Source organism: Rhizobium sp. FKY42, assembly GCF_005222835.1.
Classification (GTDB): domain Bacteria; phylum Pseudomonadota; class Alphaproteobacteria; order Rhizobiales; family Rhizobiaceae; genus Neorhizobium.
In genome coordinates, this window is the sequence record NZ_STGA01000044.1 from 45,943 (window position 1) to 58,994 (window position 13,052).

General features: G+C 58.2%; 16 protein-coding genes. 10 read left to right on the top strand and 6 right to left on the bottom strand.

Features of this window, described 5'->3' with window-relative positions; all coding sequences use genetic code 11:
- Positions 1 to 64: 64 nt before the first annotated feature.
- Positions 65 to 976: a DMT family transporter gene (locus E8M78_RS16415; protein WP_137136073.1), complete on the top strand. Its 912-nt coding sequence runs from the start codon at positions 65 to 67 to the stop codon at positions 974 to 976.
- Positions 977 to 1,391: 415 nt separating this feature from the next.
- A complete protein-coding gene (locus E8M78_RS16420) occupies positions 1,392 to 1,607 on the top strand; it encodes a cold-shock protein (RefSeq protein ID WP_006725577.1) in 216 nt (71 codons plus the stop codon).
- Between the two features lie 103 nt (positions 1,608 to 1,710).
- Here the strand turns inward: E8M78_RS16420 and E8M78_RS16425 are convergent, their stop codons facing one another.
- Positions 1,711 to 2,358 carry an MBL fold metallo-hydrolase gene (locus E8M78_RS16425; protein WP_137136074.1) on the bottom strand — a complete coding sequence of 216 codons (648 nt, stop codon included), beginning with the start codon at positions 2,356 to 2,358 and terminating at the stop codon, positions 1,711 to 1,713.
- A 70-nt stretch (positions 2,359 to 2,428) separates the two neighbouring features.
- A complete protein-coding gene (locus E8M78_RS16430) occupies positions 2,429 to 2,620 on the bottom strand; it encodes a hypothetical protein (protein WP_137136075.1) in 192 nt (63 codons plus the stop codon).
- Between the two features lie 330 nt (positions 2,621 to 2,950).
- Between E8M78_RS16430 and E8M78_RS16435 the strand changes: the two genes are divergently transcribed.
- From E8M78_RS16435 to E8M78_RS16445, 3 genes are all read left to right on the top strand, one after another.
- Positions 2,951 to 3,418, top strand: a complete 468-nt coding sequence (locus tag E8M78_RS16435; protein WP_137136304.1) for a MarR family transcriptional regulator — start codon at positions 2,951 to 2,953, stop codon at positions 3,416 to 3,418.
- Between the two features lie 2 nt (positions 3,419 to 3,420).
- Positions 3,421 to 4,125 carry a response regulator transcription factor gene (locus E8M78_RS16440; RefSeq protein ID WP_062554011.1) on the top strand — a complete coding sequence of 235 codons (705 nt, stop codon included), beginning with the start codon at positions 3,421 to 3,423 and terminating at the stop codon, positions 4,123 to 4,125.
- Between the two features lie 100 nt (positions 4,126 to 4,225).
- Positions 4,226 to 5,578 (top strand): ATP-binding protein, encoded by a 1,353-nt coding sequence (locus E8M78_RS16445; RefSeq protein ID WP_137136305.1) that lies wholly within the window; start codon positions 4,226 to 4,228, stop codon positions 5,576 to 5,578.
- Positions 5,579 to 5,591: 13 nt separating this feature from the next.
- Here E8M78_RS16445 and E8M78_RS16450 read toward each other — a convergent pair whose 3' ends face one another.
- The 4 genes from E8M78_RS16450 to E8M78_RS16465 all read right to left on the bottom strand — a co-directional run bounded on the left by E8M78_RS16450 (position 5,592) and on the right by E8M78_RS16465 (position 7,927).
- Positions 5,592 to 5,930 carry a tRNA-binding protein gene (locus E8M78_RS16450; protein ID WP_137136076.1) on the bottom strand — a complete coding sequence of 113 codons (339 nt, stop codon included), beginning with the start codon at positions 5,928 to 5,930 and terminating at the stop codon, positions 5,592 to 5,594.
- A 3-nt stretch (positions 5,931 to 5,933) separates the two neighbouring features.
- Complete coding sequence (gene proC, locus E8M78_RS16455) at positions 5,934 to 6,752, bottom strand: pyrroline-5-carboxylate reductase (protein ID WP_137136077.1); 819 nt, start codon at positions 6,750 to 6,752, stop codon at positions 5,934 to 5,936.
- Complete coding sequence (locus tag E8M78_RS16460) at positions 6,752 to 7,252, bottom strand: YbjN domain-containing protein (RefSeq protein WP_062554009.1); 501 nt, start codon at positions 7,250 to 7,252, stop codon at positions 6,752 to 6,754. The genes proC and E8M78_RS16460 overlap by 1 nt, the downstream gene beginning before the upstream one ends.
- Positions 7,253 to 7,669: 417 nt before the next feature.
- Complete coding sequence (locus tag E8M78_RS16465) at positions 7,670 to 7,927, bottom strand: accessory factor UbiK family protein (RefSeq protein ID WP_137136078.1); 258 nt, start codon at positions 7,925 to 7,927, stop codon at positions 7,670 to 7,672.
- A 223-nt stretch (positions 7,928 to 8,150) separates the two neighbouring features.
- Here E8M78_RS16465 and lgt point away from each other — a divergent pair, with 223 nt between their 5' ends.
- From lgt to E8M78_RS16490, 5 genes are all read left to right on the top strand, one after another.
- Positions 8,151 to 8,993 (top strand): prolipoprotein diacylglyceryl transferase, encoded by an 843-nt coding sequence (gene lgt / locus E8M78_RS16470; RefSeq protein WP_137136079.1) that lies wholly within the window; start codon positions 8,151 to 8,153, stop codon positions 8,991 to 8,993.
- Between the two features lie 18 nt (positions 8,994 to 9,011).
- Positions 9,012 to 10,115 carry a class I SAM-dependent methyltransferase gene (locus E8M78_RS16475; protein ID WP_137136080.1) on the top strand — a complete coding sequence of 368 codons (1,104 nt, stop codon included), beginning with the start codon at positions 9,012 to 9,014 and terminating at the stop codon, positions 10,113 to 10,115.
- Between the two features lie 166 nt (positions 10,116 to 10,281).
- Positions 10,282 to 11,073, top strand: coding sequence for a peptidoglycan editing factor PgeF (gene pgeF / locus E8M78_RS16480; protein ID WP_137136081.1), 792 nt, complete (start codon positions 10,282 to 10,284; stop codon positions 11,071 to 11,073).
- Between the two features lies 1 nt (position 11,074).
- Positions 11,075 to 12,229, top strand: coding sequence for a Xaa-Pro peptidase family protein (locus E8M78_RS16485; protein ID WP_137136082.1), 1,155 nt, complete (start codon positions 11,075 to 11,077; stop codon positions 12,227 to 12,229).
- A 70-nt stretch (positions 12,230 to 12,299) separates the two neighbouring features.
- The gene (locus tag E8M78_RS16490) at positions 12,300 to 13,037 is read left to right on the top strand and encodes a hypothetical protein (RefSeq protein WP_137136083.1); all 738 of its coding nucleotides are present in this window, start codon (positions 12,300 to 12,302) and stop codon (positions 13,035 to 13,037) included.
- Positions 13,038 to 13,052: the final 15 nt, after the last annotated feature.

A 13,052-nucleotide genomic window follows, 5' to 3' on the forward strand; every position in this document is an offset into this window, starting at 1 on the left:
ATATTCCCGGTCTTATCTGATCGGTGAATGTTCCGGCGCCTGACCTCCAGGTATCAGGCCCGCAATGACACGCGTACAGGCAAATCTCGTTCTTCTTCTCGCCGCAGCCATTTGGGGCGGCGGCTTCGTGGCCCAGGCAACGGCCATGGATGCGATCGGCCCGTTCTGGTTCGTGGGCCTGCGCTTCGCCATCGCCGCCCTTGCCTGCCTTCCCTTCGCGCTGCTTGAGCACCGCAAACTCGGCAAGCCTGCCCAAGGCCGCGATTTCGGCGCCTTCGTGCTCGTCGGGCTTGCGCTGTTCGGAGGCGCAATAACGCAGCAGATCGGATTGCAGACGACGACCGTCACAAACTCCAGCTTTCTGACCGGACTGTATGTCGTCTTCGTCCCTGTCATCTCTATTATTCTGTTTCGCAAGGCCCCTCACTGGATCATCTGGCCAGTTGCATTAATGGCGCTTGCGGGGATCTTCCTTCTGAGCGGTGGCACGCTGGCACATATGACCGTTGGCGATCTCTGGAGCATTGTCTGCGCTGCCTTCTGGGCCATGCAGATTGTGCTCGCCGGCCACTTCATCGCACGCTCGCCGCGTCCGCTTGGACTGTCGGCAACGCAATTTGCCACCTGCTCCGTTCTGTCGCTGTCAATGGCAGTCGCACTCGAGCCGATTTCGCTCGCCGCCATCGAAGGCGCCTTGATCGAAATCCTGTATGTCGGACTGATATCCTCTGGTCTCGCCTTCGTACTCCAGGTCATTGGGCAGCGCTATACGACTGCACCGCAGGCAGCCATTTTCCTGTCTTCAGAAGCACTGTTCGGCTCGTTTTTCGGCGCCCTTTTCCTCGGGGAAAAACTGCCTGCTATCGGTTATGTCGGCTGTGCCCTCATCTTTGCGGCCATGCTAATCGTGGAAGTTGTGCCGGAACTGCTAAAGCGGAGACGGGGCGGCAAAAGCATCGGCGCAGACTTCACTTAAGCCGAATCGCGTTGCATCTTTTTGGCACGAAATCGACCGCAAGATACAGTTCCGACACACAATCTCATCCTTTGGTTGCGGTAATTTCGCTGATTTTTCAGCATGAAGAGCAATAGTTCATGTGTTGCTAATTAGTTGCACAAAAGTTTTTCTTGCCAAGTAGCGATTTACACAGCACTCTGTGCATGTTCGGGCAATTTACGAGCATGGGAAGAGCTATAATAAGCGCTCCGGAAGCGCCAAAACTTCCGGGTAGGAGATAGGAGGCAGATCTGCAATGATCCTTACTCATATTTCCTGCGGTAACACGGGCCCCTTTCCTCCATTTTCGAAATGCCTGCCGCCAAGCCCCTCGTGGGCAATATCGTGATGCTGTCCGCCGCTGAACACGGACAGAGGAAAAAGGACCTGATGCATGGCCGAGACTGGCACTGTAAAATTCTTCAATACGGACAAGGGCTTTGGTTTTATCAAGCCAGATAACGGCGGCGCCGATATCTTCGTCCACATCTCTGCTGTACAGGCTTCTGGCCTGTCCGGACTTACCGAAAACCAAAAAGTAAGCTTCGACACGGAACCGGATCGTCGCGGCAAGGGCCCGAAGGCAGTCAACCTGCAGATTTCTGGCTGATATCCGCTACGGATCTCACGAGTTGAAGCCCGGCAGGAATGCCGGGTTTTTTTATGCCCGATTGAGAGATATCCGGCGCCCTTGAGGGCACCGGAGGATCAAGTCAAATTCCTTGAAGGAATGGATTGCTGCGGCGTTCGTCGCCAATTCGGCTGCCGGGACCGTGACCGCAGATAAAGCCGAAGTCATCGCCCAGAGGCAGAACCTTGTCGCGGATCGATGCCAGCAGCTGATCGTGGTTGCCGCCCGGAAGATCGGTACGCCCAATCGAACCATTGAACAGCACATCTCCCATGACAATGAAGCGCATGTCCTTGTTGACGAAGATGACATGGCCTGGCGCATGTCCCGGGCAGTGCAGCACATCGAAGCTATGGCTGCCGAGCGTCACCACATCACCGTCCTCGAGATAGCGGTCGGAAACCAGATTTCGTGCTGGCGCCTTATAGCCGAATTCCTTGGCTCGGCTTTCGAGCGCATCGAGAAGATACTGGTCATCCTGATGCGGACCAATCACGGGAGCCCCAGTCATTTCCCTCAATTCATCGGCACCGCCCGCATGGTCGATATGGCCATGCGTGATCCAGATTTCCTTGATGGTTATGCCTTCCCGACGGGCAGTTTCGGCAATGCGGTCTGCATCGCCACCCGGATCGACGACAACGCCTTCCTTCGTTTCGGTATCGAAAATGATCGTGCAATTCTGCTGGAAGGGAGTGACGGGAATAATCCCTGCTTGGAGCTGTCCCATGATGCCTCACTGAAGGATGCTTGCGAAAGGTTCCCTATAGCGCCCTTCGCACTGCCCTGCAGCGAAAAAATCACTCGGAGACGAAGTAGCTGCCTTCGGCGGATACGGAGGGAGCAAAGGCGGCCGCACCGATCAGGAGAGAAGCAACCGCGATCTTCAGCGCGAATACGGCAACGAAAACGGGGCGAAGCGGGTGATGTGTTGTTTCGGTCATGCTGCGGTCGTCCAATTGCTCCGCTATATCGCTTGTGATCAGGGCCATGGTCTCTCTCCTTATTCCGGCCAAAAAACGGCAGAGCGCAGAGAAAGGTTCCGCTAATGATCCAACTCAAAATATGATGTTGCATGAATTCAACACGTGCCTTGAGCCAGGCTGACGTGCGCTTTGTCCTTGTGGGTTGGCAGGATACTGACAATCCGGAGAGGAGCCCATAATCCTGTTGATTCTGGAGGCACTTCGCGCTTTATCAGGCGCGATGAAACCAGAAAGACAACCGTGACGCGGAAAGCGCCGCCATCGGTTTGCCGAAGAGGAAACATAAACGTGCCATCGGGTTCGACAGGGAAAGCCGCTGCAAAGGTTCACCCGCCAATGCCTGCCGTCGATGAGGCGCAGATCGATTTCGAAACGATAGAGCTGTTCTTCTTCGCCTATCGGGATTTCGTGTCCGATCCCGACGCTATTCTCTCCAAGATTGGCATGGGGCGTGCCCACCACCGCGTGGTTTACTTCGTCTGCCGTCAACCCGGCATGATGGTGACGGATCTTCTCGATACCTTGCAGATCACCAAACAGAGCCTTGCGCGCGTTCTCAAGCAATTGATTGATAGTGGCTATATCCGGCAGATGGCAGGCGCAAAAGACCGGCGCCAGCGACGGCTTTATCCCACATTGGCGGGGCGCGAACTGGCGCTGGCTCTTTCGGAACCGCAATCCCGCCGCATAGCGCGCGCATTGGAAGAGTTGACGCCGGAGCAACGCGGTGGTGTGCTAGCGTTTCTAAAGGCTATGCGTGGTCGCGAAGAAGGCGTAGTGCCGGTTGAAACCGAGGTAGAGTGAGTATGGCGAATGCAGCAGTGTCACCATCCGATGACGCCGCCCACCTGCTGGTGGTCGATGATGACCGGCGTATTCGCGATCTCCTCCATCGCTACCTGATGGAACAGGGCTTTCGCGTCACGGTGGCGGGCGATGCTGCCGAAGCCAGACGCCGGCTCGAAGGAATAGAGTTCGACCTCATCATTCTCGATGTCATGATGCCGGGCGAGACGGGCATATCGCTCACCCAGTCCATGCGCGAAAAGCGGGCAATCCCGATCATTCTACTCACAGCACGGGCCGAAGCGGAATCACGTATAGCCGGACTGGAAGCGGGTGCCGACGACTACCTGCCGAAGCCCTTCGATCCGCGCGAACTCGTCCTGCGTATCAACAACATCCTGCGACGCAACTCCAATCCCGAGGTTCCCAAGATCGATCAGATCATGTTCGGTCCCTTTACCTTCTCCATTGCCCGCAAGGAACTGCGCCGCGCCGCCGAGACGATTCGTCTGACGGACCGCGAACAGGAAATCATGCTTCTGTTTGCGCTGCGCGCGGGAGATACGATTCCGCGCCATGAACTGATCGGTGACGATGCCGAGGTGGGAGAGCGAACGATAGACGTGCAGATCAACCGACTGCGCCGGAAGATCGAAGATGATCCGGCCAACCCGGTCTACCTTCAGACCGTTCGCGGCATAGGCTACCGCCTGAGCATTGACTGATCTTCGTCCACCACTCAACCGCTCTCTCGATCAGGTCAAGCGGCTTTCCGCAACCCTATCCCACGCAGCCGGTAGCCTGAAGCAGCGGGTGGAGCCTGTGATGGACCGTCTCCAGCCTCCCGGCTGGACGAAAGCAACCCGATGGCTGAAACGTCGCATGCCAACCGGTCTCTACACCCGGTCTGTTCTGATCGTCATCATTCCGATGCTTCTATTGCAGACTGTTGTATCCGCCGTTTTCATGGAGCGGCACTGGAGAAACGTGACCGAGCGCCTGTCGCAGGCCGTAACGCGTGACATCGCGGCAATCATCGAGATCATCAAGACCTATCCACCCGCCAATGGCGATTATTCCGAGATAACCCGCATCGCCCGTGACCAGCTATCGCTGAACATATCGGTTCTGGCCGATACCCAGCTGCCGCCTCCACGCCCGAAGCCGTTCTTTTCGATCCTGGATGATATCCTTGCGGACCAGATCAATCAGCAGATCCGCCTGCCCTACTGGATCGATACGGTCGGCGACAGCCGTCTGGTGGAGATCCGTATCCAACTGGATGACAAGGTCCTGCGCGTCTTCACCATTCGCAACCAGACCTATGCCTCCAACACACACATCTTCCTGGTCTGGATGTTCGGCACATCGCTTCTTCTGATCGGAATTTCCATCCTGTTCCTGCGCGGTCAGATCCGGCCCATCCTCATGCTGGCGGATGCCGCCGAAAGCTTTGGCAAGGGCCAGCGCAATGATGGCTTCGTGCCGCGTGGGGCCGATGAAATTCGCCGCGCAGGCATTGCCTTCAACCAGATGCGCGAGCGCATCGAGCGGCAGATTGAGCAACGCACTGCCATGCTGACCGGCATCAGCCACGACCTTCGAACGATCCTCACCCGCTTCAAGCTGCAATTGGCACTGGCTGGCAACAATCCGGATCTGCATGGCATGGAGGCGGATGTCGAGGATATGCAGAGCATGCTGGAAGGCTATCTCGCCTTTGCGCGTGGCGAGGCCGAGGAGGATTTTGGTGAACTTCGCCTGAGCGAATTGCTGGAAAAGATCAAGACTGACTTCAGTCTTTACGGGAAAGAAATGAGCTACACGATTGACGGTGAGGATCTTCTGTCCGTGCGCCCGAATGCCTTTATGCGCCTGGTCGGCAATCTCGCGTCCAACAGCCAGCGCTATGCGAACCGCCTGACAATCGAAGCCCGACACAGCGCCAAATGGCTGACATTGATCTTCGATGACGATGGCCCCGGCATTCCGGAAGCCTCACGCGAGGATGTGTTCAAGCCTTTCTACCGGCTGGATGAAGCACGCAACCTCAATGCATCCGGCACGGGACTCGGGCTTGCCATCGCCAGAGACATTGCCCGTGGCCATGGTGGCAATGTCACGCTGTCGGATAGCCCTCTCGGTGGCTTGCGCGCCGTGGTGCGCGTACCAGCCTGAAGACTGGACAAGATCACATCATCTTCTTGCCGTCCGGCACACCGCGCTCGACGCTGGCCAGTACGATTGCGCCATTCTCATCGGCAAAACCAAGCGTCAGCACTTCGGAACGCACCGGCCCGATCTGACGCGGCGGAAAATTCACGACGCCTAGAACCTGCCGCCCGAGCAGGGTTTCAGGCGTGTAATGCACGGTGATCTGTGCCGAGGAACGCTTCACGCCGATCTCTGGACCAAAGTCGATCCGCAGCTTGTAGGCGGGTTTGCGCGCTTCTGGAAAATCCTCGACCTCGACAATGGTGCCGACACGGATATCGACCTTTTCGAAGTCGTCGAAGGTGATCTCGGCCATGTTTCAGCTTCCGAGTTCCTGCGCCCGCGTGCGCGCCGCTTCAATTGCCTTGTCGAACAGCGGCTGCATGGCATCATCCGCCATCAGCACCGAAAGGGCCGCCGCCGTCGTTCCGCCGGGAGACGTCACGTTCTTGCGCAGTTGAGCCGCCTCGTCGGGCGATTGATGCAGCAGTTCCCCTGCCCCTGCCACGGTTTCCCGCGCCAGGCGCATAGCAAGATCTGCGGGAAGACCAAGCTTGCGGCCTGCTTCCGCCATGCATTCAACGAGATAGAACACATAAGCCGGACCGCTGCCTGAAACCGCCGTGACGGAATCGATATCTGCTTCCGTCGCGACCCACTCGACAGGACCGCTGACCTTCAGAAGATCATGCACGGATTGCTTCTGCTCGGCGGAAACCTTGGCATTGGCGAAGGCACCCGTCACGCCGCGACCGACCATCGCAGGCGTGTTCGGCATGGCGCGAACCATGCCCGCATCTCCAAGCGCATCTTCGATCGATTTCAAGGTTTTGCCAGCCGCGACCGATACCACAACGGTTTCAGGCCCCAGCAGGCCTTTCAGCGGCGGCAGGACCGCATCCATCACCTGCGGCTTGACCGCAATGAACAGGACCGAAGCGGAAAGACCCGCAGGCGCTTGCGTGGCATGGCGTACACCGGCCTCAGCCAGTCGGCCCTTTGTCGCATCGGAGGGCGCCGGATCGATCACCAGAATGGTATCCGGTGAAACGCCATTCTTCAGCCAGCCAAACAACATGGCGCCACCCATGTTGCCGGCGCCAACCAGCACGATAGGATTTTGGGCAGACACGGGCATCAGCACTCACCAACAGTCTCGAACAGCACGGCCTCCATGGCCGATTTTGCATCGAGCCCGGACCAGACGACGAACTGGAAAGCCTGATAATAGGTTTCGCAGGTCTCCAGCGCGTTGGAGAGCAGAACCTCGACCTGCTGGTTTGTCGGCTCCGCGCCGCCTGCCAAAAGCAGAGATTGGCGGAAAATGACCACATCCTCCTGCCGCCACAGATCGAAGTGCCCCATCAACACCTGACCGTTGACCTGTGACAACAGCCGGATAACCTCGTTCACACGAATTTCGGGCACTTTCAGATCGAAGGCACAGGCCAGATGCAACGCTTCGAACTCTTCCATCCAGGAAAAGGAAACGTGATAATCCGTCCAGTGACCCTCTACGGTCATGGCAATCTCGTCTTCGCCGGAACGCTCGAACGTCCAGTCGTTCGAGGCGGCGACGAACTCGATCATGTCGACCGGGTTCGAGTGACGTTCCGTCTGGATCTCAATTAGGCTCATGCGGCACCTTCTAAACCGGAATGGAAGCGGCATTCGTGCAAGGACTACGCACCAACAGACGCACACACAATAACCGGAAACTGATAGTCTCGATGTTCCCCGCAACGACCACACTAGAGCGTCAGCCCTGTCTGGAGCTTGTGGCCGCTGTTTCGAATCATCATTTAAAATCAGTGTATAGGCACAGAATCCGAGTACCAGTCCCTCGTGCCACATTTTGCGGGGACGACTCAAAAATCACCCTCTCACGAGGGTTAAGATTTCATGATTAAGCGACTCTGTGACTTGCGTTTTTCCAAGCTGTCCACAGGCCCGAAATTTGTTTGTACGAGCTGCTGGATGAGGCCGGTCAACACTAAAAAAGGCGCATCCCCTGTTAACAGGAATGCGCCTTCGAATTTTGCTCGGCGAAACGTTTCAGCCGTTATTGGCGAGCCTGGCTTCCAGCGCCTCGATCCGCGCCTTCAGGGCGTCGTTCTCGTCGCGCGCCTTGATTGCCATTTCGCGCACGACCTCAAATTCCTCGCGTTTCACCACGTCCAGCGAGTTGATGAAACGCTCCATCTGCGCATGGATTGCCGTTTCTGCTTCCTTGCGCACACTTTGCGCCGCTCCCGCCGCATCCGTCATCAGGCGGGCGAATTCATCGAGAATGCGATTGCTGCCGGTCGACATGGATCTCTACTCCTTATGCGGGCCGCCGCCGCGGCAAGCCGTTGATCTTCCCAACTGAGGTAGGCGCAGACGAACCTGCTTGCAAGATTTTTGGCACTCTGCGGATCGGATTCCTGTAATTGTCTGAGGATGACCAGAGCTTTGGCGAGATAGGCCTTGACCCGTTCCGGCACGAAAGTCATCTTCCGCGAAAGAAATGGCTTTCCGGCCGAGGTATTTTCATTTGTACTCAGCACCTGGTCTTCTCGCCATACTACCCTATCCGAACATAGACCCGATCGCTTTCTCGATCGGCCCTCTTGCCGTGCACTGGTATGGTATCGCCTATGTCGTCGGCATCATGCTGGGCTGGCACTATGCCAAGCGCATGGTTGCCAGGCCGGAGCTATGGCCGAATGGAACATCGCCGATGACCGCGGAAAAACTGGACGATTTCCTCGTCTGGGTTGCCGCTGGTATCATTCTGGGCGGACGGATCGGCTACATCCTCTTCTACGATATGGGCGCCGTGATCGAGAATCCGGTCCGGGCCATCCAGATCTGGAATGGTGGCATGTCCTTCCACGGAGGATTGATCGGCACCACTCTGGCGATGATCTTCTTTGCCAGACGCAACGCCATCCCGGTCTGGAGCATGTTCGATACGGTCGCGACCGTTGCGCCCTTCGGGCTCTTCTTTGGTCGCCTCGCGAATTTCGTCAATGGCGAACTTTGGGGCCGTATCAGCGATGTTCCATGGGCCATGGTCTTCCCAACGGGTGGGCCGTTTGCACGCCACCCCAGCCAGCTGTATGAGGCCGTGCTCGAAGGCATCGTTCTTCTGCTCGTTCTTCGTGTCCTGACCCATCGCGTCAAAGCACTGCGGAAGCCCGGTACGGTGGCAGGTGCCTTTGCCTGCGGCTATGCGCTGTCGCGCATTTTCGTCGAATTCTTCCGGGAGCCAGACCCGCAGCTCGGTTATCTCGCGTTCGGCTGGCTGACCATGGGAATGGTGCTTTCCCTGCCCATGCTGGCCATCGGCATCTGGGCAATCCTCCGCGCACGTGTCGCGGTTCCCACTCCTTGAGGCGAAGACGAGGCAAGCATGACCACGCCGCTCGCAGACAAAATCAAGAACCTGATCAAGCTCAACGGCCCCATCAGCGTTACAGACTATTTCGCCCTGTGCCTTGCCGATCCGGAACACGGCTACTACCGGACGCGCGAGCCTTTCGGCCAGTCGGGTGATTTCATCACGGCTCCGGAGATCAGCCAGCTTTTCGGGGAAATGATCGGCGTCTTCCTGGTTCACGCATGGCAGCAGCACGGCAGCCCGACACCCGTCAATCTGGTGGAGATCGGGCCGGGACGCGGCACGATGATGCTGGACATCATGCGAGTCGTGCGGCGGCTTGCGCCGGCACTGTTTGACGGACTTCAGATCCATCTTGTGGAAACCAGCGATCGTCTGCGCGGTGTACAGAGGGTGACGCTGGAAGCCTTTTCCGCAAAGATCAACTGGCATCGCGGTTTTGACGATGTCCCGCCCGGTTTCACGCTGATTGCCGCCAACGAGCTGTTCGATGCCATACCCATCCGTCAGTTCGTGAAAACCGGCACCGGTTTCCGCGAACGCCTTGTCGGCCTCGACGCGGATGATGAATTGGCCTTTGGCGTTGGCATGGCCACCATCGATCCTGCCCTTCTTCCGCAGGGAAGTGGGGGCGAACCGGAAGGCACGGTCTATGAGATTGCCCCTGCACGGCAGGCGGTGATGCAGGCCTTGTGCGACCGGCTGACACAAAACGGCGGCACCGCAGTCATCATCGATTATGGCCACATGGCAACCTCCTTCGGCGATACGCTGCAGGCGGTCCTTCGTCATGAATATGATCATCCCCTCGCCCATCCCGGCGAAGCGGATCTGACCAGCCATGTGGATTTCGAGGATCTGGCGCGTGTTGCTCGCAGCTCGAACCTGCAGATCAACGGCTGCCTTCATCAGGGCGATTTCCTCTACGGCCTGGGCCTGGCTCAGCGTGCGCAGGCGCTGGCCTCCGGCAAGGCCGAGCAGGAGCAAAGAGCAATCGCGCTGGCGGCAGACCGCCTGGCAGGTGCCGGTGAAGGCAAGATGGGCGAGTTGTTCAAGGTCATGGCAGTCTCCTCGCCCAAGGTAGCGCTGGCCCCGTTCAAGCCGGTCACCCGCTGACTTTGATCTTCTGAACTGAGCGGTTGACAGGTTCGCAGCGGTCGGGCCAGAGTCCGCACCGAACGAAGCAGTGAACGGCGTATCGAGATACATCCGCCTGCCTCGCATGTTGAGCGCAACTTTTGGCTCAAGCCGCGTCGGATCACACCTCAAGCAGCGGAAACCCATGCCAGATCACGTCCTATCGCCCATCCAAAGCCCGCTCCTGTCGCAACTCGAAACCCACGGCATTCGCCACGGCTTCTTCACGAAGGGAGGCGGCGTCTCAGATGGCATCTATGCCAGTTTGAATGTCGGCCTCGGCTCGAATGACGACGCCAACAAGGTGCTGGAAAACAGACGCCGTGTCGCCGCCTGGTTCGGGCAACCACTGGAACGGCTGGCGACCGTGCATCAGATCCATTCGACCGATGTCATCGTCATGGATGACCGATATGACGGATCGCGCCCTCAAGGCGACGCCATGGTGACGGCAACACCCGGACTGATTCTCGGCGTCCTTGCCGCCGATTGCGGTCCCATCCTGTTTGCAGATGCTAAGGCCGGGATAATTGGCGCGGCCCATGCCGGTTGGAAAGGCGCGCTCGGCGGGATCGCGGAAAACGTCATCGGCGCGATGATGTCGCTGGGCGCGAGCCTTGAGAACATCACGGCGGCACTTGGCCCATCCATAGGCCCGGCGAGTTATGAAGTCGGCCCGGAATTTGTGGAGCGCTTTGTCACGCAGGATGCACGGTTTCAGCGTTACTTCACACCATCGACCAAGGCGGGGCACGCCATGTTCGATCTGCCATCGCTCACGACGCAGCGGCTTCTCGACGCGGGCATCCGGGCTGAAAATCTCGCAATCGATACCTATCCCGATCAGGATCGCTTCTTTTCCTACCGTCGAACGACACATGCCATGGAACCGGATTACGGCAGACAGATTTCAGCCATTGCAATAATGGAGACGTGACATGGCGCTGCATTTCGACAGAGGCGAATATACCGAGCGCCTTCGACGCCTGACAGAGGTCATGGAAACGCAGAAGCTGGACGCGCTTTTGCTATTTGCGCAGGAGAGCATGTACTGGCTGACTGGCTACGACACCTTCGGCTACTGCTTTTTTCAGTGCATGGTCGTGAAGGCAGACGGCTCTATTTCGCTCCTCACCCGTTCTGCGGACATGCGGCAGGCTCGACATACGTCGACGGTCGAAAACATTGTCATCTGGGTGGACCGGGTGAATGCTGATCCGACGCTGGACTTGAAGAACCTGCTAAGCGATCTCGACCTTTTGGGCGCAAGGATCGGCGTCGAATACGATACGCATGGCATGACGGGCCGGGTTGCGCGGCTTCTCGATAACCAGCTTTCCACGTTTGCATCCTTGAGCGATGCGTCCAATCTCGTCGGCGAACTGCGCCTCATCAAGAGCCCCGCAGAGATCGCGCATATCGTTCGCGCGGCCGAACTGGCGGATGATGCGCTGGATGCCGCGCTCGATCTGATCGCTCCCGGCGCAGATGAGGCAGAGATTCTGGCTGCCATGCAGGGCGCGGTTCTGAAGGGTGGCGGAGACTATCCCGCCAACGAATTCATCATCGGCTCTGGATCAGACGCGCTTCTCTGCCGCTACAAGGCAGGTCGCCGCAGACTGGATGCCATCGATCAATTGACGCTGAAATGGGCGGGCGTTTCCGCACACTATCACGCTGCGATGATGCGCACCGTACTCATCGGCGAGGCAAGCAGCCGCCATCGCGAACTTTATAATGCATGCCGGGAAACCCTGCTCGCAATCGAAGATGTTCTGAAACCCGGCAACACGTTCGCGGACGTATTCGACGTGCACGCCCGCATCATCGATGAGCGGGGCCTGACACGGCATCGCCTGAACAGCTGCGGCTACTCGCTCGGTGCGCGCTTTTCGCCGTCCTGGATGGAGCAGCAGATGTTCCATGCCGGAAACGAACAGGAGATTCGGGCCGATATGTCGCTGTTCGTGCATATGATCATCATGGATTCCGATAGCGGTGCCGCCATGTCGCTCGGCCAGACCTATCTCACCACAAATGACACACCGCGTAGCCTTTCGCGACACAGTCTGGATCTCATTGTGCGTGAATGAGACACCGGCGTTGACTTGAAGCTTTTCTCGCCTCTACTCTCTTTTCCCGGGAGACGGCAGGAGGAACGGGATGCGAAAGCACCAACTGCAGGTTTGGGCACCGCTGGCGGCCATTCTTCTCTGTGGCTGCAACACGTCCGATGCTCTGACACCCAAGGTCGATGTTGGTGGTGGATTGCATCCGACAAGCCCGGTGACTCAAGCCGAAGCGCAGCGCATGGCCGGAAGCCCCGGACCGCAGGCAAGATCATTCCCGCCAGCCCCCTCCTATCCGGCCGGACCGCAAAATTCCCAGCAGGCGCAATCCCGTGCCATGATTGAAGGCGCTTCGGGCTCAAGCCAGACCACGGTCCAGAGCGCACCTCTTTCATCTCCGCAGCCACCCGCTTCCGCGCAAAGCGCACCAGCCGTTGCATCTGTCCCCGCCGCCTCGACAGCGGAGACAGAAAGCATCCGTTTTCTTCCCATCATCGGTGCTCCCGTTCAGGCCGTCACCCCCTTGTCGAAAGAGCTCGGCTCCTCGGCTCGCGCGGCTGGCCTGACCATCAAGGCCGCGGCGGATTCCTCTGCCGGACATATCCTCAAAGGCTATCTCTCCGCTTTTGAGGACGGTGGCAAGGTGACGGTCGTCTATGTCTGGGATGTGCTGGACGGCGCAGGTGCTCGCCTCAACCGGATCCAGGGACAGTTATCCACACCCTCGCGCGGCGGCGCGGATCCGTGGACCTCTGTTCCAGCTGAACTCATGCAATTGGTCGGCCAAACCACGATAAAGAGCTATCTTGAGTGGCGAAACAATCGAGCCTGAGCATTCTGAGTTGAG